Consider the following 19,216-nt stretch of genomic DNA (forward strand, 5'->3'; position numbering starts at 1 on the left):
CATAATATTAAACTTTAATTTTTCTATATTTGAGATTCCATAAGCCTTTAGATGAAGACTACTTATAAAATCATACTCGTTTTTTCTCTCATCATCCTGAGTATTCTGAGCTACAAACTCAGTGCAAAAAAAATAAAATCTGATATCAATCTGCCAGCACTCAAGTTCGATTTCAATCTGCATAATGACATCGAGTACAAAAACAATTCTCTGACGCTCGACATCTATCAGCCAAAAACAAGTGGCAAAGGAAAATCGCCAGTTGTGGTCTACGTTCACGGCGGCGCGTGGGACAAAGGCGACAAAACGATGATCAGACAGAACTTTAGAGAATATATTTTAGAAGAACTTCTCAAAAATAATTACACAGTTGTTAGCATCAATTACACCTTACTCAATAAGGAAACACACCTCGAAAAACCTTTGCAGGATACCAAAGATGCCCTGAAATGGATACAGGATAATGCTGACAAATATAATATGGACACCCAGAATATGGGAATCTGGGGCGGTTCTGCCGGCGCTCACATTGCGCTGATGACTGCTTACAATCAGGATGTTGAAAAAAACAATTCAGACCTCACCTATCCAAATCTGAAATATGTGGTTGATTTCTACGGACCAACGGATTTGAATGAGCTTTTCAAGACGGAAGCAAATGGCATTTTACTTAACTTATTCAAAATTTATTCACCTAAAAGATTTCAGACCAGACACGATAAAATACGAGAATTAACAGGTTTTGACATTAATACAAACAAGAAAGAAGTGGTGGAAAAATCAACGGCATTTTCTCCCATCAAATATGTATCGAAAACCACTGTGCCGACTCTTATTTTTCACGGAACCGGAGATACAGTTGTAAATTTTGCGCAGTCTCAGCAGTTGGAAGAAGCTTTGAAAAAGAACAAAATTCCATATCAGCTGCACGCTGTAGAAAATGCAAAACATACTTTCGGAAATATTACGCTGAATGAAGCCAAGGACGTTTCGAAGAAAACCGTAGATTTCATTAAATCTCATACAAGTTATGTCAATTAATTATTTACTTTTCAGAAGATTTTGTTCAATCATTTCAGTATTGATGTTTGCAATGACAAATGCACAGATTACATTTAACATTAAAGATATTCCTGCGAACACGAAAGGGAACGCAAAAATTTTTATGGCTTCCAACATCAATGGCTGGAAACCCGATGACTCTAAATTTGAGTTTAAGAAAAATACTGACGGCTATTACTCTTTGACAATTCCTTCTCAGACAGAAAAGATTGAATATAAAATCACGCAGGGAAGCTGGGATTTTTCCGAAACGGATGAAAATGGAAACGGAATATCAAACCGGATTTTGGAAAATTCAACCAAAGCTCAGACGGTAGAATTACAAATCAAAGGCTGGAGTACGGCAAAAGAAAAGAAGCATACTTTGGCATCGAATGTCAAAATCCTCAGTGAAAATTTTACAATTCCACAGCTGAATATAAGCCGGAAAATCTGGATCTATCTCCCACCCGATTATGAAATTTCGAAGAAAAAATATCCCGTCATTTATATGCACGACGGACAAAATTTGTTTGATGATTTCACCAGTTTTTCAGGCGAATGGAGCGTGGATGAAAGCTTAAATCAAATTTTTGAAGAAACCGGGAAATCTGCAATCGTCATAGGAATCGATAATGGCGGCGACAAGCGTCTGGCAGAATATTCTCCCTGGAATAATGAGAAATACAAAACCACCGGTGAAGGCGATCTCTATGTTGAATTTCTGGCTAAAACTTTAAAACCTTACATCGATAAAACTTACAGAACTGAAAGACAGTCATCCAAAACCATCATCATTGGAAGTTCGATGGGCGGATTAATTTCTCTTTATGCTTCTGCAAAATATCCGAATGTTTTTGGAAAAGCGGGAATCTTCAGTCCTGCGTTTTGGTTTGTTTCCAAGGATCTGAAAATGTATTTGAATGTCAACAAAAACAATCTCAAAAATTCCAAATTCTATTTTGTAGCCGGGAAAAATGAAGATGAAACGATGGCGCCGGAAATTGAAAATGTGAATGGATTACTATTGAAAAAATCGGTTCCGAAAAAGAATATCGTTGTAAAGATAGATGAAGACGGAACACATTCTGAAAGTTACTGGAAACGGGAATTGAAGGCGGGCTTAATCTGGTTGTTGAAATAGGTTTTTATCGCATAGGCTGCCATAATAATTAATAATATCAAAAGCATCGGTCACTACTGAAATTTGCTTCTCAAAAATCAAAACAAAAACACTAAATTTGCAGCATTTATGGAAAGTAACAGACAACGAAAAGTAGCACAAATCATTCAGGAAGATATGGCAGAAATCTTCCGCAAGCAGGCATCAGAAAGCAAACAGAGCTTTATGGTTTCGGTTTCGGACGTGAAGGTAACGCCGGATCTCAGCATTGCCAAAATATACCTCAGCATTTTCCCGGCAGAATTGCGCAAGCCGATTATGAAGGAAATCAACACCAATAATTCTTTTTACAGAAATTACATCGGCCAGAAAATGTCCAAGCAAGTGCGTATCATTCCGCAACTTGCCTTTTACATCGACACAAGTCTTGATGATGTAGAACGCATCGAGAGAGAGCTGAAAGGCGAAGGCGACAACCCAATTCTTTAATTTCCCGAAAGATTGAGAAATGCTTTTTACATAGCATCCCGATACCTGATTTCTAAAAAAGGAAGCACGGCCGTTACGTTTATCACGTGGCTGGCGGCGTTTGCAATGGTGGCAGCAGTGGCGGCAATGTTCATCATCATCTCGGTTTTTTCCGGTCTGGAAGAGCTGAACAAAGATATGATTGCCAATCTGCACGCGGATCTTACGATCAAAAGCAAGAACGGAAAAATCATTCCCGATATTGATAAACTGGAAAATGCGCTTCAGAAAAATACCGATGTTACAAATTTTTCTAAAGTCATAGAAGAAAAAGTCTATCTCGGCTACAAAGACAATGGCGAGATTGCTTATCTGCGCGGTGTAGATTCCACTTACACGCACGTCAATCCCATCAACGAAACTATTTTTTACGGAAAGTATCCTGACTTCAAATACAGCAATGAGGTCATTATGGAAAATGGTCTAGACAACAGACTTTCGCTCCCCGTGAACTCCAGCGAGGATTTTGCAACGATCCTGATGCCGAAAGCCGGGAAAGGAATCATACAGCAGGAAAATGATATTTTTAATAAAAAAGATATTTTCGTAAGCGGAATTTTTCCTGGAAATGATCAGCTGGATAATTACATCATTGCGCCGATAGAATTGGCACAGGAACTTCTGGGACTTCCAAAATCGGCTTGTTACCAAATTGTGATCAAACTGAAAAACTCTGCGAATTCGGAATTGGTAAAATCAAATCTAATTAAAGAGTTTGGTAATCAAATCACTGTCAATACCAAATCTGAGGAAAATGCAGCGTTTTGGAAGATGATCAATACGGAGAAACTGATGATTTATTTGATCTTCGGACTGGTGATTTTCATTACGACTTTCAATTTGGCCGGCGCGATTACAATACTTCAGCTTGATAAGAAAGAGCAGGCAAAAGCTTTGATTGCATTGGGTTTCAACAAAACAGATCTTCGGCTGACGTATTTCTTTACAGGACTTCTGATTGTATTTTTTGGAGTTGTGTGCGGACTTCTGATTGGCTCGGCGATTTGTTTCACGCAGATCCAGACAGGCTTTTTCAAAGCGAGTGAAAATCTGGCATTTCCCGTGAAAATTGAGATCTTCAATTACGTGGTAGTTTCCGCAGTGGCTTTGTTTTTCGGGATTATTATTTCTCTTTTGTTCTCAAAAATCAATAAGAGATATCTTGTTGAGAAATAAACAATTACCTTAGGAATTTTAACAAAATATTACATCATCTTAAATTTTGCTTAAAAAATATTAGGAATGAATATTGAATAAAATTTAATCTTAACTTTACGCCCTAATTTTTTGAAATGAAAAAATCTATCCTTATTTTATTTGTTGGAATTTTTGGGTTTGCGAATGCCCAGGAACCTGCAAACTATTACAGTACAGCAACGGGACTTACCGGTTTTGCACTGAAAACAAAACTTGGCGAAATCATTACCGCAGGTTATCAGACTAAAAGTTATGATAATCTTTACAATGGCTATCCATCTACAGACACCGACAAATTCTATGAAAACGACGGCAGTGTTTTGGACATCTACTCAGAAAATCCAACGGGAGCTGATCCTTACAATTATCAGCACGGTGTGAAAAAATGTGGAAACTATTCTGTAGAAGGCGATTGCTACAACAGAGAACATTCGATTCCTCAAAGTCTTTTCAATGAAGCGAGTCCAATGGTTTCTGACATCCAGCACATCTTGCCAACGGACGGTAAAGTGAACGGAATGAGAAGTAATTATCCTTACGGGAAAGTAAGCAATCCTTCCTACACTTCTAAAAACGGTTCTAAAGTTGGCCCTAATACTTCAGCAGGCTATGGCGGAACTGTTTTCGAACCAATCAATGAGTTCAAAGGTGATGTTGCGAGAGTACTTTTGTATTTTGTAACAAGATATCAAACAAGATTATCCGGATTCTCCAGCGGAAATATCCTTAACACAAGCAATGTCAACAAGGGTCTTACAGATTGGGAACTTAATCTGATGTTGCAATGGCACCAGCAGGATCCTGTTTCTCAAAGAGAAATCACAAGAAACAACGCGGCTTATGCTTATCAGAATAACAGAAATCCATTCATCGATCACCCGGAATGGGTAACAGCAATCTGGGGCGCTGCTCCACTGGCTGTAGATGATGCTTCTTTTTCTAAAAACCTTAACATAGCTCCAAATCCTGTGAAAGGAAATGTGATCAACGTGACTGGAGACAAAGATTTGAAGAAATTTACAAAAGCAATGATCTACAATATGGTTGGACAAAACGTTCAGACCATTGAAAATCCTTTCCAAAACGGAAATATAATTACTTTGAACAATTTACCAAAAGGCGTTTACATCCTGAAAACCGGAGAATTAAACACTAAGTTTATTATTGAATAATTAATAAAGAATATGATTAAGAAAAAGACAGAAATTAATTTCTGTCTTTTTTTATTTTACAACAGTAATGAACTACTTTCAATTTATTATCAATTGAAAATATTTATTTAACACTATTTCACAATCTCTATTGTTAACAACTTAATACTTTAATATTTAAATATTTTTATACCTTAGCCGCCCTAATTAAAATTAATGAAAAAAATAATTTCTTTTCTATCTGTAGGTGTTTTTGGCTTAGGACTGGCTCAGATCCCAACAGGTTATTACGACGGTACCACCGGACTTACCGGTTTTGCTTTGAAGACTAAAATCAGTCAGATTATAACAAACGGTCATCAGGACAAAGGTTATAACTGGGCTGTATTCTCTACTGCGGACAGAGACAAATACTATGAAAATGACAATAGTGTTTTGGATATCTATTCAGAAAATCCGACCGGTGCAGATCCTTATAAATACAGCATCGGAACCAACCAGTGCGGAAATTACAGTGGCGAAGCATCTTGCTACAACAGAGAGCACACGATTCCCAAATCTACATTTGATGATAGAACGCCGATGCACAACGATTACAACCACCTTTTACCAACGGACGGCTATGTGAACGGAAAAAGAAGCAACTGGCCTTACGGGGAAGTGGGAACTGCGAGCTGGACTTCAAAAAACGGTTCAAAGTTGGGTTCAAGCAAGCTAAATGGTTACGCCGGAACGGTTTTCGAGCCAATCAATGAGTTCAAAGGTGACCTTGCAAGAATCTATTTTTACTTTGCGACACGCTACGAAAACAACATCCAAACGTTCGTTTACGATATGTACGACGGTTCTAAAACCAAAGTTTTTGCAGAGCCTTTCCTATCCATGCTATTGAAATGGAATCAGCAGGATCCGGTTTCTCAAAAAGAGATTGACAGAAATGTTGCAGTTTATAATTATCAGGGAAACAGAAATCCGTACATCGATCATCCGGAATGGATTACTGCAATCTGGGGCGCTGCGCCAATGGCGGTAGATGATGCTTCTTTCTCTAAAAATCTGACGATCGCACCAAATCCTGTAAAAGGAAATGTAATTGCTGTAACCGGAGACAAAGATTTGAAACAATTCAAGAAAGCGATGATATACAATATGGTAGGACAAAATGTTCAGACCATTGAAAATCCTTTCCAAAACGGAAGTACAATTACTTTGAATAATTTACCTAAAGGAATTTACATCCTTAAAACCGGAGAATTGAACACTAAATTCATTGTAGAATAAGATTCTATAATACTCAATTGACAAGGCAGAAATTAACGTTTCTGCCTTTTTCATTTTTATATTCTTAATTAATTTAACAAATGTTATGAATTAAATTCTGATTCTGGCATCTATATTGGAAATAGGATTGATACAAATAAAAAAATATTAATAATGAAAAAATTATTGATCACAGCATTATTCCTCGGAACATTTAGTTTGGGATATGCACAGTCAGACTATTACAATGATTACAGAAGAAGTGTAACAGACGTCAACTGGCAGACAGTAGCGGTAGATCTGGTATTGTCTGCAACTCAGGCAAATGAACTTTATGCCCTGAATGACAGATACGCAGACTACGACGCCTGGAACAGAGTCTACGGAAGTAATCCAGACCGATGGAGAACAGACAGATACACGGAGATAGAAAGAATCCTTGGTCCTACAAAATACACAAAGTTCAAAACCAAATATTACAAAGGCAAAAATCCCGTAGCCGTTTATAACAGTAACAAAAACAACAACAAACGCTACAAAAACATGGCAAAAAAAGCCAAAGTGTATAAATCCAATAACGGAAAAGCACACAAAAACAAATAATAAAATCACCAGAACAGTTGCCCAAAGCAGCTGTTTTTTTGTACCTTGAAATCTCAAAACCTTTAAATAATGAGACATTACCGATTATTCAAATTTTTATTCTTAGCCTTCATTCTCAACTCTCTCCTATTCTTTGGTCAGGAAAAACCATATTGGAAAGAGATTCAGGAATTCAAAAAACTAGATCAACAAAACGGAATTCCGAGGAAACCAATCTTGTTGGTTGGAAGTTCGTCTTTCACAAAATGGACAGATGTCAGCGATTATTTTCCAGGGAAGACAATTGTCAACCGAGCTTTTGGCGGCTCAAGATTATTGGATCTTAATAATTATTCTGATGAATTGCTGAATCCTTACAAACCAAAACAGATTCTGATCTACTGCGGCGAAAATGATGTTGCAATGGAAAATCCAACAGCTGCAGAAGTATTTGAAAGATTCAAAACATTTTTTGGAAAGATCAGAGCAAAATATCCGAAAGTTCCCGTAGCGTATGTTTCCATCAAATACTCACCAAGCCGAGAGCAATTCTGGCCAATCGTAACGGAAGTCAATCAAATGATCGAATCCTATCTTAAAACTCAAAAACGAACCGATTACATTGACATTACAAAAGTAATGAACGACGAAAACGGAAAAGTTAGAACAGACATTTTCTTAGAAGATATGCTGCATATGAAACCGGAAGGCTACCAACTTTGGACAAAGGTAATGGCGCCATATCTAAAATAATTTTCGAGAACCTCAACTGTAATTCTAAATGCTTCAAGAGCCGCAGACTGACAAATTAGAATGTCATGCTAAGGCTCTCGAAGCAAATAAACAAATATTTCATTTTCTATTTGTATTTAGTCTAAATTACTATATATTTGCAGATATGAATCAGCCAGTTATCGCATTTAGAATTGCACCTCTCGCACCCGCATTGGGAAATACAGAAGAGATGTATTGTGGAAAAAAGACCTGTTGTAAGAAATTCAAAAAAGGAAAACGCTGCAAAAAGTGTCCTGGTCGCGAAAAGATCAGTTAAGCATCAGCCAGATGATCATAGCAGCCAATGCTAAAAATATAATTAAGGAAACCAGTCTTTTAGATTTGGTTTCTTTTTTTTGGACTTTCTGGAAAGATTCGGATGGATTGCTCAATGATTCTTTTTGGTCAGACTCAGTTTCTGCTCCCAACATTTCTGTAATAGTAATTCCCTGAACAACGGTTTTGTGAAGAATAGTATTCGTCGCGTGAAGTAAAATCTGAAATTTCCCCTGAGAATCAAATTCCTTAATCCTAATCGTTCGTTCACCATTAGGTTTTTCCAATCCGAAAGGCACAATTTTCACAAGATCAGCATCATACGTATTCCAATAGATTGTAATTTCCTCATCTTTCTGAGCACGGATTTTACTGGCTGAAAAATTTTTGATCTTAGGAGGCAAAATACTTTTGACATTGCGTTGCTGGCTGCCAAGATTCTGGTCGTAGATTGTCTTTCGCTGAGGATCTGTAAGTGTTTCGTACGCTTCCTTCACTTCCTTGAAACGGTCGGAGAAGTAGTCATCGTTCTCATTTTTGTCCGGATGGTATTTCAAAGACAATTTCCGATAGGCTTTTTTGATGTCTTCCGCAGAAGCATTTTGAGGAATCCCGAGAAAGTAGTAATAGTCCTTCACAGAACAAATTTAACGATTTCGCGCGTTCAAAAACAAAAAACGGAAAGCATAACTTCCCGTTTTTCTAACAATTTAATTTAATTTCCTAAAAATTACTCCGCTTCCGCAGTTCTGCTTTTGCAGCATCCTCTTCCGAATTGCGTTCTCACTTTCTCTTTCAGCGAGTTGTACTCCTCGTCATTCATTGTTCTGATTCTGTCTGCGAAACCGAACGGCGTTCTTTCCTTCACATCATATTCGTCAAAAATCCCTTTTACGAATGCTTTTCTTTTTTGTGCTTTTTTTGCGATGATTGCGATGGCGGCCAAACCTGCGATCGCTAAAATTCCTTTTTTCATTATTTTAAAATTTTACGTTTTACATTTAGGAAGACGCAATGTGAATTTGTTTACCTTAAATAATTTCTTGGGCGCCTTTATCCGTCTTCCACTCCCGCTTTTTTGTGATTGCGAAAGAAGTGAACCATTCAGTTGACTATTTCAACAATCGCAATCACAAAAAGAGCTACGTTCAAGCCGGGGCGCGCTTCGCAGAGTTGAAGGTTTTTGTTATTAGATTGCAATTTAACTTTTATGTAAATTTGGTAATGAAATGTTTTTAGATAAACGAGACTAAAAAAATAAAAACAACTTTTTATGATTAAAAGACTTATAATTTATTTAATAATCTATGCCGCAATTCTCATCACCATTGTTTATACATTGTCTGAAATGGAAACTCTTTTTCTATTAGCAATCGTGATTTCTGGTTTAGGATTCGGAATTATAATCATATTCGAAGTTTATAAACAATACATTGCTGGTTCGAAACCAAAAAATTACAACTTAGAATACACCAGTTCAAATGTTCAAAATCTCAATAAGATTTCACAGAGACCCTTTTTGTTTGGTCTCGAAAAGAAAATAATTTCGGACGGTGAGTTTTATTTTGATGATGAAAATTTTTATGTATTGAATGATAATAACGAAACTGCGAAATTTAATCTGAATAGCATTACAGAATTAAGCAGGACTTCCATCAGAATTAATAACAGTACAATATGGCAAGTCAAAATTAATCATAAAGAAGAAAAATTAATTTTCAAGTTCGCACACAATTATACTATTTGGAACAAAAATTTTCTCCTTTTTTATGAAAAGCTGAAAGCTATAAATCCTACCTCCATCAAATCAAAATGGAGCCTATGGAAAATGTAAAAGTAACTGCATACAAAATCAAAAAGCTTTGCAATCGGAAAGCTTTTATTCTAATTCGTTTTCATAAAGTCGAAAGCACCTTTCCGTAGATGAATTCCATATTCCAGCCAGGCTTTCATACACGCTAGGAAATTTGCCCAACCTTCCGTTTGTCCTATTGCCCATTTGATTCCCTTTTCATCACTTTGATGACCTTCTTCTGAAACTTTCACAACGGTATCATTTTCAGACATTTTCTGTAATTCTATGGTTACAACAGACTTTGGATCCCAGCTAAAAATGATCTTTTCATCAGGGATTATTTCTTTCGTCGTCAAAGGATAAGAACCTTCGAACTCTGGAAATGACCAGAAGATTTCCTTTCCAGTTTCCATTCTTCCAGAACCTTTTGAAATGAAATAATTCTGCATAATTTCCGGATTCACTATTGCTTCAAAAATTTCCGAAACCGGTTTCTGGATTCCGATGGATGCTTTTGCCGTCAGTTTTTCCATAATTATTTTTCTGTGATGTAGTTCAGTTCAGTTACGCCATTGGCGAATTGGTGTGTACTCAAAAGTTTCAGGTTAATTTTTTCATTAATGTCCACAAACAACGGAATGCCTGAACCCAAAACTATTGGATTGACAAACAGCCAATAGCCGTCAATCAAATTCTGACGAATTAACGAATGGGTCGCTGACGGGCTTCCAAAAAGCAGTATATCATTTCCTGCTTCACTCTTTATCTTATGGATTGACTCCGCAAGATGATCATTGATTACTTTTGTTTTGGAAAGATTACATTTCAATGTCTTGGACAACACGATTTTCTCAACATCCTTATACCATTTAGAATGTTCTCTGTCGTGCTTGCTCGCATTCGGTTTGTCTGCTGCGGTTGGCCAGTAACTTTCCATCATTTCGTAAGTCACGCGTCCGTACATTGCCGTATCACTTTCACCAATGCGTTTCGCTACAAAATCAAAAATCTCATCGTCAACTTTTATCCAATCCATTTCTCCGTTTGGACCAGCCACATAACCGTCGAGAGATATGTGCATAAAAGAAATTAGTTTTCTCATTGCCAATTATCCTTCGTAGCCTGAATCTTTGCTAAAGTTTACCATCCAGTAGACGCCGAATTTATCTTTGAAGCTCCCGAAATAATCGCCCCAAAACTGATCTTCCATTGGCATTTCTATTTCACCACCAGCAGACAATGCATTAAAAATCCTGTCCGCTTCTTCCCTGCTTTCCGGAAAAATTGAGATGTAATTCCCATTTCCCTGATTTAGTTTTTGACCCATAGACGGAACGATGTCAGACGCCATCAATAAGTCTTTTCCAATTGGCAATGCGATGTGCATCACTCGGTTTTTATCATCTTCGGAAAGATTTTCCGTTCCGGGTGCATTACCCATTTTCATCACGCCGCCGACGAATTCTCCGCCGAAGACGGATTTGTAAAATGTGAAAGCTTCCTCCGCTTTCCCATCAAAATTGAGGTATGAATTTAATTTTGGCATAACTTAATTTTTAATAATTGTAAACCACAAAAGTCACAAAAGAACTAATAGATCTTCTAAAGTTTATAAAGTTGACAAAGTTTTTAATTCTTATTATTACTTTTTTAAACTTCAAATTTTCATAGTAAATAAACTTTATCTTTTGTGACTTTTGTGGTTAAAATAAGGTTTTTGAATTTTATTAATGAGCCTGAGCCTTCGCTGGATCATCGTAATTGACCATCCACTGGATTCCGAATTTGTCTTCCCACATCCCGAAATAAGCGCCCCAAAAAGTGTCTTGAAGTTCCATCGTCACTTTGCCGCCTTCGGAAAGTTTGGTGAAAAGATTTAGTGCTTCCTCCCTAGATTCTGTGTTGATGGAAACTGAAAAGTCGTTGCCGTTTTTGTACTCGCCCATTCCCGGAAGTGAATCGCTGCCCATCAAAGTAGTTTCCTTGGAAATAGGAAGTGAGACGTGCATAATTTGGTTTTTATATTCGTCCGCCAGAGGCGGCATTCCTTCCATTGGAGGCATTTCGCCAAATCTTCCCCAAAAAGGAACTTTGGTCCCGAATGCGGATTCATAAAATTTGAAAGCTTCTTCGCACTGTCCGTGGAATGTGAGATAAGGGTTTACTGTTGCCATAGTTTGTTGATTTTTATAGTTTAATTTATGAAGTTAAAAAAAATTTGATTTGATTAGTTGTAAAATCAATCAATTCTGTGTTTGTTTTTCCGTTTTCGTCAGCCATTATGTAATTGCCGTGCGTTGCGGGCAAAATCATCAGCCGGGAATTTGGAATTTTCCGGTTCAGTTCTACAAAATGTTCTGCTTTCACAACATCTCGGTCGCCGGCGATTAGGAAAACCGGAATATTTATATTTTCTAAAATGTCATCTTCAAAATCTTTGAAATGAACCATTCTCTGGCTGTCTTTTTCGAACATATTGTAGAATTTGTCCAAATCAGGATTAAGTTTCTGGAAATTTGACTTGAGATATTCCGGCATATCTTTTACAGTTGAAGCCAGCATATTCTCAAAGAATCCGTCGATGAGTCCGTTTCTGCTGGTGTTTCCTGAAGCGAAAATTATTTTCTCAACCCTTTCAGGGAAATGATGGACGATTTTCAAAGCAGTTGTTGCACCATTACTGAAACCAAAAAACATTGCTTTGTCTATATTTAATTGATCTAACACAGCCACAATATCTTTTGCATCCTGATCAAAAGTTTCCAGAATATCGCGATGCTCAGATCTTCCGTGATTTTGCAAATCGATTAGGATCAACTGAAAATTATCAGATAGTCTTTTTACAGTTTCTTCAAAGTCAAAAAAGCCGGAAGAGCCGCCTCCGTGAATCAGCACCAACGGTTTTCCTTCACCGTATATTTCATAGTAAAGATTGATTCCGTTAGCGTTTTTGAAGCCTTTTAAGATTGGTTCCATTAATATTTCATATTGGTGTCGAAATCGTATTTCATCCCTTCGTAGCCGAGAATTCTTCGCATTAAGCCAATTTGTCCGCAGAGATAATCTTCTCTTCCGATACACATTCCCACAAAATTGAGAACATTCTCTGGGAAAAAATCGATGTTCATTCCCATTGGGAAAGCTTTGTCCAATTCCTCATCAAAAATTTCCAAAAGCTTTTGGTAAACCAAAGGCGAAATCTTGTGAAAACTTTCTTTCAATTCTTCCAAAGTCGGATAAACAAAATTCTCGTCCAGCGCTTTTCCCTGAAAGAACAATTCGCCTTGTGGATTTTTCTCATCCAGTCCCAGGACATTTCCCAAAGCATAACGCATATCGAGGAAATTACCAGCCATCCAGACAATGTGATTGGTTTTCCCTTCGATTCTTTTCTTTGCATCTTCCTCTGAAATGCCATCCAAAACCAGTAAGAAGTTTTGCGAATGACCACGAAATGCAGGAATAATGATATCCAGTTTGTTTGATTTTGGCGTGTCCATTTTTTATTTTTTTTCAGATAATTCTTTGATGATTTCCAAACCTTTTTTGAAACCGTTGTCAAACATATCTTTGAATTCGTCATTGGAATCAACTTCTACTTTCAAAATTGTTTTTCCATTATTTTCTTCGAGATAATAGCCTTCCAGACTACCGTTCCAGGCTTTCACTTTGTCGCTGGTAACATCTTCTACGCCATCCGTAATTTCGCCCAAATGTTTAAACACCAAATGTTTTGGTTCTTCAATACGTTCGATTGTACTTACCATTCCGTTCTTTTTGCTGCTGTCGGTAAAGTAAGTTTTGCCGCCAACTTCCCAATCGGTTACCATATTAGAGTCCGGACTGAAAAAATGCGTCCATTTGGAATAGGTATTTTCATTCCACAAAACATCCCAGACTTTTTCTGCAGATGCATTAATTTCTGTTTGATACTTTAATGTTTCCATAACTTTTTGATTTTAAGAATTTACGGCGTCTTCTATATCTTTGATAATGATTTTTTTCATTTTCAGCATAGCGTCGAATGCTTTTTTGGAAGTTTCCGGATTGCCGCTATTTGTTAGTTCGATCAGCCGTTTTGGGGTGATCTGCCAGCTGAAACCATATTTATCCTTGAACCAGCCGCACATACTTTCTTCGCCGCCTTCCGTCAGTTTGTTCCAGTAAAAATCAGTTTCTTCCTGATCATTTGTCATCACGACCATTGATGTGCCTTCTGAAAATTGGACTTTGTGATCGTGGGAACTGTCCATCGCCATCATCGTGTAATTATCGATTTGAAACTGAGAATGGGCAATATTTCCGGCTGGTTCGCCTTGTCCTTCCGGATAATCCATAATTCCTTCAACTTGAGAATTTGGGAAAATATCGGTGTAAAAACTGATGGCTTCTCTGCATTTTCCGGCATTGGTTCCGGTGAACATCATTGTCGGAGAAAATTTCTGTTTTGCTTTTTCCGATGCATAATACAATTGCCACGAGATTCCGTACTGATCTTCTACCCAAGCGTATTTTTCACTCCAGGGATAAGAGTTCAGTTCCATCATTACTTTTCCATTTTCGGAAAGTCTTTGATAGTAATCTTCCACTTCCTCGTGGGAATCACACATCAGCATCAAAGATAAAGTTTGATTAGGCTTGAATTGCGGACCAACACTCAGAAACATTAACTTTTGACCCTCAATTTCTATATTGATGACGATCTGTGTATCAACTGTAATTTTTGAGTTTTTGAAAATTGAAGTGTAAAATTTAGCCGCTTCGCTCCCGTTTTGATTGAACCAAATGCAGGGAAAAATATCGTTATTCATAATTGAGGTATTAGAAATTAGACTTTAGATGTTAGATCAATAATATCAAACTATCTTTTACTTAGATCAGGATTGCCTTGTCCTTTGGTTATCAATGGTAATAAACTGTTCTGAAGATAATATGTCCAGCCTTTTGAACATCCTTCATAACACTGAAATTCTGGAATCAAACCTGAATGGACAATCTCCAATTTGGTTTTTTCATCTTGTTTTGAAATTTCAAATATCATTTTGGTACCATTCCACTCATCTTGTTTTTCGACGAATGTGAGTTTGCTGTCCAGAGTCAACCAAACTATTTTTTCGTTTGGAATCACTTCTATCAATTTGTGTTTTGAGTAATGAATATCGCCGTGTCTGTAAGAAAATTCGTCATCTAACTTTTCTGAACTGCCTTCCAAATCCTGCGACCACCAGCCACGAACATTTACAACTGCATCAAAAACTTCTTTTGGTGTCTGATCGATCAGGAAGCTGATATTAAAACTATGAGCATCCATCATTAATGGCTTTCAGCATATTTTTTGAAATTATCCAAAATCGCCTGCCACCCTTCTTTCTGAAACTCAAAAGGATTTTGATTTTCAGGATCAAAATTTTCTGTGACTTTTGTTTTATCATAAGATATTTTTTCAAAAATCACTTCGATATTTCTGCCATCTTCTAAATGATATTTCAGATTTTGATTTTCATTAACCTCATCATAAATCCCAACCAGATCGAAACCAAAACTTCCGTCCTTAGCCTGCATTCTCACTTCAAGTTTTCCGCCAGCTTCCAAATTGTTCTTTGCCGACGGGCATTCCCAACTTTCGTGGGCGAAGTTCCAATTAACGATATGTTTTGGATTGTTGAAGAAATCCCAGACTTCGTTTACAGGCTTGTTAATCTCTGTTGTGACTGTAAGTTTTTGCATTTTTAGTTGTTTTGAATTTGTTTTATTTCAAAGTTAAAATTCTTCTGCAATTCGCAACTTGTCATAAGGCAATATCTTCTTAATAAAACAAAAAATCACCCGTAATAGAGTGATTTTCAATATAATTATTTTTTGAAGTTCAAAGGGTATTTGACATTGCTGTAACTGTCAATACTTGCCTTGAGTGAGCCTACCGCTAATTCTGCTTTTATCAGAACCGGAACCCTGTTTTGATCATTCGTCACCCACATTGTGACACCCTCTTTGTCTTTGAAAACTCTGCCGCTGATTACTGAAGGAATAATTTTCAAGCAATTGATTTTACCAAACTTGGTAGAAAGGTTTTCAGTTCCCACCACTTTCAGCTGAAACGGAAATAATTCGTCATCAATCCAAACATTCATTTTCACTACGCTCCCAACTTTCAGATTGTCCATACTTCTCAAATAATAGAAGCACGACAGAATATCCTGAACATCATTGGGAACTTTAATCGTTTTTGCCGGTCTGTCCGTATGTTTTTTATCGACTAAAACCAAAGTATTATTATTGGTATTGAAAGTACTTTGCAAATGCTGTGTGTAACTGCCTTCGGAAACATTTCTGACATAGTAAAGCGGCTCTTTTCTGGCACTGATATAACTTTCATAGACATCTTCAACTTTGAAGAAAGCTTTGGCTGCTCCACTAGTTTTCCCAACGCCTCTCACGTAGAAAGCAGGCTGACCGTTATAAGAAGTTTTGGTGGTTGACAACGTTGCGTTACCAGCCGTAATAAATCCGTAGTGAATTCTAAAACTGATGGTTTCCCCTGCATTGATATTATCGAACTGAGCAGAAAGCGCAGAAAAGATAAAAATTCCGACAAATAAAAAAATATTCTTCATTAATTGTTGTTTGTAAATATTCTAAGACAAATTATTTGCCAAATTTAAAAAACAAAAACCCTTCTTGGCGAAGGGTTTTGTAAATGTATATTAAAATTACATAATATTGGTTCCGTCCGGAATGACTGCGTTCTTCTTTACAACCACAATTCCTTCTTTGATAGAATGCGTGTCGTAATCGCCGTCCGGATGGTGTTTCCCTCCTATGATTCTTACATTATTCCCAATGTAACAGTTTTTGTCCAGAATAGCCTTGTCGATGTAGCAATACTTTCCAATGCCCATACTTGTAATATTATCAGCTTCATTCTGAGCAACTTGCTGGGCAGTCTGGTAATAATCTGCTCCCATTACATAAGAATTGACAATCGTAGAACCACGATCGATTCTGGTTCTGTTGCCAATGATGCAATTTTCTATTTTATCTGCTAAAATAATACATCCGTCTCCAATAATGGTTTTGCTTACGTAAGATCCATTGATTTTGGAAGGTGGAAGCATTCTCGCTCTCGTATAAATAGGATTTGAGCTAAATAAATTGAATTGAGGCAAATCCTGAGCAAGATCTAAATTCGCTTCGTAGAAAGATTCTATCGTCCCAATATCTGTCCAATAGCCATCATACTGATAACTCAAAACACTGTAGTTTCCAATAGCAGCCGGAATAAAATCTTTACCGAAATCATCGCCTTCGTGCTCATCAAATAATTTTCTCAGAACATTTTTGCTGAAAACGTAGATTCCCATAGAAGCCAGATATTCCTTCCCTTGGTTTCTGCTTTCGTCGCTTACTTCGGATTTCCAGTCGCCCAATACTTCATAGCTTGGTTTTTCTGTAAAAGAAGTAATATTGCCTTCCTCATCCGCTTTCATAATTCCGAAACCTGTAGCATCTTTGGCATTTACAGGGATGGTTGCAATGGTAATATCGCCGCCGTTTTCTTTATGAAATTCTATCATTTCCTTAAAATCCATCTGATAAAGCTGATCTCCGGAAAGGATTAGAATATATTCGTACTCATATTTTTCCAAATGTTTCATCGTTTGACGAACTGCATCCGCCGTTCCTTGATACCAGTTTTCATTTTCAACATTTTGCTCAGCTGCCAAAATATCTACAAATCCTTTGCTGAAAATATCAAAGTGATAAGAATTTTTGATGTGAGAATTTAATGATGCAGAATTAAACTGAGTCAGAACCAAAATTCTGTTGAGTCCCGAATTAAGACAATTTGAAATTGGAATATCTACCAAACGGTATTTTCCTGCAATCGGAACTGCTGGTTTTGATCTTGTATTGGTCAATGGGAAAAGCCGGCTTCCTCTTCCGCCTCCTAAGACAATGGAGATTACACTTTCTTTCATAGATGTGTTTGGTTATTTTTATAAGTTTATTATTTGACTAAAGTTAAAATTTATTTACCAATATTAAGCCAATGTGAATGGAAATTATTAGTAATTATAAAGATTTTCATAATTTCTTGCTGACTTTTCCCAGGAGAAATCAAAAGACATATTGCTGTAGATTAAACCTTTCATCAAATCCTTTTGGCTGTAGATGTGTAATGCTCTTTTGATGGCGTGAACAGCATCTTCTGCACCCGCATTGGTAAAATTCAGTCCGCTTCCGCCAGTGGAAATATCCTGAACCGTATCACGCAATCCGCCAGTGTATCGCACAATCGGAACAGTTCCGTATCTCATCGCATACATTTGGTTCAGTCCACAAGGTTCTACTCTGCTTGGCATTAATAAAAAATCTGCTGATGCATAAATCTGGTGTGATAAATATTCTTTGTAGCCCAAATCTATCGCCAGATTGATATTGTATTTGTATTGTAATTCTTTGAGTTTATTTTCAATCTCCTGATTTCCAGAACCCAAAACAATAATATTCAACGAGCCATTGGTTTCCTGGATACTCCTTTCTACAATCTCGGGTAAAAGATCGGCGCCTTTTTCACCGGCAAAACGTCCGATAAAACCGAATAGTGGAAGATTTGGATTCAGTCCGTATTCTGCGCAGATTACTTTCTTGTTTTCCCATTTTCCTTCTTCTGCGTAATCTTTGTTATAATTAAATTTCAGCATTTCATCCTTTTCGGGATCCCAAACTTCCATATCAATTCCGTTGATAATTCCGAAAGCTTTCTGTCTTTCCTGATTCATCAATGGTTCCAGACCTTGAAAACTGTAAAACAATTCTTCTAGATAGCCACCTGAAACTGCATTGAAAGCATTGCAACTCTTGATCATCGCCGCCATTGGATTGATTCTGCCACTCCAATCCAGAAGTCCGGATTTCCAGCCATCAAAATGTGGCAGAAAACTGGACATTTTCCAATCCATACTTCCCTGATATTCGCCGTTATGAATAGTTCCGACTGTTTTTACACCTTTTAAATACTGAAATTCATAACAATTATCAATCATAAACGGAACCAATCCTGTGTGATAATCGTGGCAATGAAAAACGTCCGGACGAATATGCATCGCACTCAGCCAATGCAGAACACCGTGCTGGAAAGCGATGAACTGCTGACTCTCGTCCCAATAGCCATAAACACTTTCCCGATCCAGAAGTCCTGGAATTTTAACCAGATAAAGGTCAAAACCAAGCGCATTGCTTTTCTCTTTGAAAACCTGAACCTGATACATATGAAAAGACTGATGGATAAAACCATCAAACACCACTTCGAAATCGTGGTTATAGAAAAAAGGTTTGTTGTACCAGGGCATAATCACGCTGGCATCCAATCCCATTTGGTTCTGATATTTTGGCAATGCTCCCACTACATCTGCAAGTCCGCCGACTTTTGCAACAGGATAACACTCCATAGAAAGGTGAAATATTTTCATATTTTTCTCTTACAAG

24 protein-coding genes are annotated in these 19,216 nt (G+C 37.2%); 9 read left to right on the forward strand and 15 right to left on the reverse strand.

From position 1 onward, the window contains the following. The first annotated feature begins 51 nt into the window (after positions 1 to 51). The 8 genes from LUD75_RS07470 to LUD75_RS07505 all read left to right on the forward strand — a co-directional run bounded on the left by LUD75_RS07470 (position 52) and on the right by LUD75_RS07505 (position 7,635). Positions 52 to 1,041: an alpha/beta hydrolase gene (locus LUD75_RS07470; protein ID WP_232705060.1), complete on the forward strand. Its 990-nt coding sequence runs from the start codon at positions 52 to 54 to the stop codon at positions 1,039 to 1,041. Continuing rightward, positions 1,031 to 2,185, forward strand: coding sequence for an alpha/beta hydrolase-fold protein (locus LUD75_RS07475; RefSeq protein WP_232705061.1), 1,155 nt, complete (start codon positions 1,031 to 1,033; stop codon positions 2,183 to 2,185). The genes LUD75_RS07470 and LUD75_RS07475 overlap by 11 nt, the downstream gene beginning before the upstream one ends. Before the next feature lie 108 nt (positions 2,186 to 2,293). Then, positions 2,294 to 2,653 carry a 30S ribosome-binding factor RbfA gene (gene rbfA, locus LUD75_RS07480; RefSeq protein WP_232705062.1) on the forward strand — a complete coding sequence of 120 codons (360 nt, stop codon included), beginning with the start codon at positions 2,294 to 2,296 and terminating at the stop codon, positions 2,651 to 2,653. Between the two features lie 12 nt (positions 2,654 to 2,665). Next, a complete protein-coding gene (locus LUD75_RS07485) occupies positions 2,666 to 3,868 on the forward strand; it encodes an ABC transporter permease (protein ID WP_232705063.1) in 1,203 nt (400 codons plus the stop codon). 116 nt (positions 3,869 to 3,984) lie between these two features. Next, positions 3,985 to 5,061, forward strand: coding sequence for an endonuclease (locus LUD75_RS07490; RefSeq protein ID WP_232705064.1), 1,077 nt, complete (start codon positions 3,985 to 3,987; stop codon positions 5,059 to 5,061). A gap of 195 nt (positions 5,062 to 5,256) precedes the next feature. Next, positions 5,257 to 6,321: an endonuclease gene (locus tag LUD75_RS07495; protein WP_232705065.1), complete on the forward strand. Its 1,065-nt coding sequence runs from the start codon at positions 5,257 to 5,259 to the stop codon at positions 6,319 to 6,321. Positions 6,322 to 6,474: 153 nt separating this feature from the next. After that, positions 6,475 to 6,903: a hypothetical protein gene (locus LUD75_RS07500; RefSeq protein ID WP_232705066.1), complete on the forward strand. Its 429-nt coding sequence runs from the start codon at positions 6,475 to 6,477 to the stop codon at positions 6,901 to 6,903. A gap of 69 nt (positions 6,904 to 6,972) precedes the next feature. Then, on the forward strand, positions 6,973 to 7,635 hold the full coding sequence (locus LUD75_RS07505) for a GDSL-type esterase/lipase family protein (RefSeq protein WP_232705067.1): 663 nt from the start codon (positions 6,973 to 6,975) through the stop codon (positions 7,633 to 7,635). A 290-nt stretch (positions 7,636 to 7,925) separates the two neighbouring features. On the opposite strand, the gene LUD75_RS07510 is transcribed toward LUD75_RS07505, so the two are convergent. Both LUD75_RS07510 and LUD75_RS07515 read right to left on the reverse strand, forming a co-directional pair. Further along, a complete protein-coding gene (locus tag LUD75_RS07510) occupies positions 7,926 to 8,570 on the reverse strand; it encodes a DnaJ domain-containing protein (RefSeq protein WP_232705068.1) in 645 nt (214 codons plus the stop codon). 92 nt (positions 8,571 to 8,662) lie between these two features. Next, a complete protein-coding gene (locus tag LUD75_RS07515) occupies positions 8,663 to 8,908 on the reverse strand; it encodes a hypothetical protein (protein WP_232705069.1) in 246 nt (81 codons plus the stop codon). Positions 8,909 to 9,205: 297 nt separating this feature from the next. Here LUD75_RS07515 and LUD75_RS07520 point away from each other — a divergent pair, with 297 nt between their 5' ends. Beyond that, the gene (locus LUD75_RS07520) at positions 9,206 to 9,766 is read left to right on the forward strand and encodes a hypothetical protein (RefSeq protein ID WP_232705070.1); all 561 of its coding nucleotides are present in this window, start codon (positions 9,206 to 9,208) and stop codon (positions 9,764 to 9,766) included. A 50-nt stretch (positions 9,767 to 9,816) separates the two neighbouring features. On the opposite strand, the gene LUD75_RS07525 is transcribed toward LUD75_RS07520, so the two are convergent. The 13 genes from LUD75_RS07525 to LUD75_RS07585 all read right to left on the reverse strand — a co-directional run bounded on the left by LUD75_RS07525 (position 9,817) and on the right by LUD75_RS07585 (position 19,200). After that, entirely contained in the window at positions 9,817 to 10,260 is a 444-nt protein-coding gene (locus tag LUD75_RS07525; RefSeq protein WP_232705071.1) for an SRPBCC domain-containing protein, read from the reverse strand. A 2-nt stretch (positions 10,261 to 10,262) separates the two neighbouring features. Then, a complete protein-coding gene (locus tag LUD75_RS07530; protein WP_262908183.1) occupies positions 10,263 to 10,829 on the reverse strand; it encodes a dihydrofolate reductase family protein in 567 nt (188 codons plus the stop codon). Positions 10,830 to 10,835: 6 nt separating this feature from the next. Then, complete coding sequence (locus LUD75_RS07535; RefSeq protein ID WP_232705073.1) at positions 10,836 to 11,273, reverse strand: VOC family protein; 438 nt, start codon at positions 11,271 to 11,273, stop codon at positions 10,836 to 10,838. Positions 11,274 to 11,454: 181 nt separating this feature from the next. Next, a complete protein-coding gene (locus LUD75_RS07540; protein ID WP_232705074.1) occupies positions 11,455 to 11,901 on the reverse strand; it encodes a VOC family protein in 447 nt (148 codons plus the stop codon). 25 nt (positions 11,902 to 11,926) lie between these two features. After that, positions 11,927 to 12,703 (reverse strand): alpha/beta hydrolase, encoded by a 777-nt coding sequence (locus LUD75_RS07545; RefSeq protein ID WP_232705075.1) that lies wholly within the window; start codon positions 12,701 to 12,703, stop codon positions 11,927 to 11,929. Beyond that, the gene (locus tag LUD75_RS07550; RefSeq protein ID WP_232705076.1) at positions 12,703 to 13,227 is read right to left on the reverse strand and encodes a DinB family protein; all 525 of its coding nucleotides are present in this window, start codon (positions 13,225 to 13,227) and stop codon (positions 12,703 to 12,705) included. The genes LUD75_RS07545 and LUD75_RS07550 overlap by 1 nt, the downstream gene beginning before the upstream one ends. A 3-nt stretch (positions 13,228 to 13,230) precedes the next feature. After that, positions 13,231 to 13,674 (reverse strand): SRPBCC domain-containing protein, encoded by a 444-nt coding sequence (locus LUD75_RS07555; protein ID WP_232705077.1) that lies wholly within the window; start codon positions 13,672 to 13,674, stop codon positions 13,231 to 13,233. A 12-nt stretch (positions 13,675 to 13,686) separates the two neighbouring features. Beyond that, the gene (locus tag LUD75_RS07560) at positions 13,687 to 14,538 is read right to left on the reverse strand and encodes a VOC family protein (RefSeq protein ID WP_232705078.1); all 852 of its coding nucleotides are present in this window, start codon (positions 14,536 to 14,538) and stop codon (positions 13,687 to 13,689) included. A gap of 50 nt (positions 14,539 to 14,588) precedes the next feature. Next, positions 14,589 to 15,041, reverse strand: a complete 453-nt coding sequence (locus LUD75_RS07565; protein WP_232705079.1) for an SRPBCC domain-containing protein — start codon at positions 15,039 to 15,041, stop codon at positions 14,589 to 14,591. Continuing rightward, the gene (locus LUD75_RS07570; protein ID WP_232705080.1) at positions 15,041 to 15,454 is read right to left on the reverse strand and encodes an SRPBCC domain-containing protein; all 414 of its coding nucleotides are present in this window, start codon (positions 15,452 to 15,454) and stop codon (positions 15,041 to 15,043) included. Before LUD75_RS07570 ends, LUD75_RS07565 begins: the two co-directional genes overlap by 1 nt. A 125-nt stretch (positions 15,455 to 15,579) precedes the next feature. Beyond that, complete coding sequence (locus tag LUD75_RS07575; protein ID WP_232705081.1) at positions 15,580 to 16,341, reverse strand: DUF3108 domain-containing protein; 762 nt, start codon at positions 16,339 to 16,341, stop codon at positions 15,580 to 15,582. Between the two features lie 96 nt (positions 16,342 to 16,437). Then, positions 16,438 to 17,706 (reverse strand): glucose-1-phosphate adenylyltransferase, encoded by a 1,269-nt coding sequence (locus tag LUD75_RS07580; protein ID WP_232705082.1) that lies wholly within the window; start codon positions 17,704 to 17,706, stop codon positions 16,438 to 16,440. Between the two features lie 87 nt (positions 17,707 to 17,793). Continuing rightward, positions 17,794 to 19,200 carry a glycogen/starch synthase gene (locus LUD75_RS07585; protein WP_232705083.1) on the reverse strand — a complete coding sequence of 469 codons (1,407 nt, stop codon included), beginning with the start codon at positions 19,198 to 19,200 and terminating at the stop codon, positions 17,794 to 17,796. Positions 19,201 to 19,216 lie beyond the last annotated feature (16 nt).

It is taken from the genome of Epilithonimonas sp. JDS (assembly GCF_021261315.1).
Classification (GTDB): Bacteria; Bacteroidota; Bacteroidia; order Flavobacteriales; family Weeksellaceae; genus Epilithonimonas.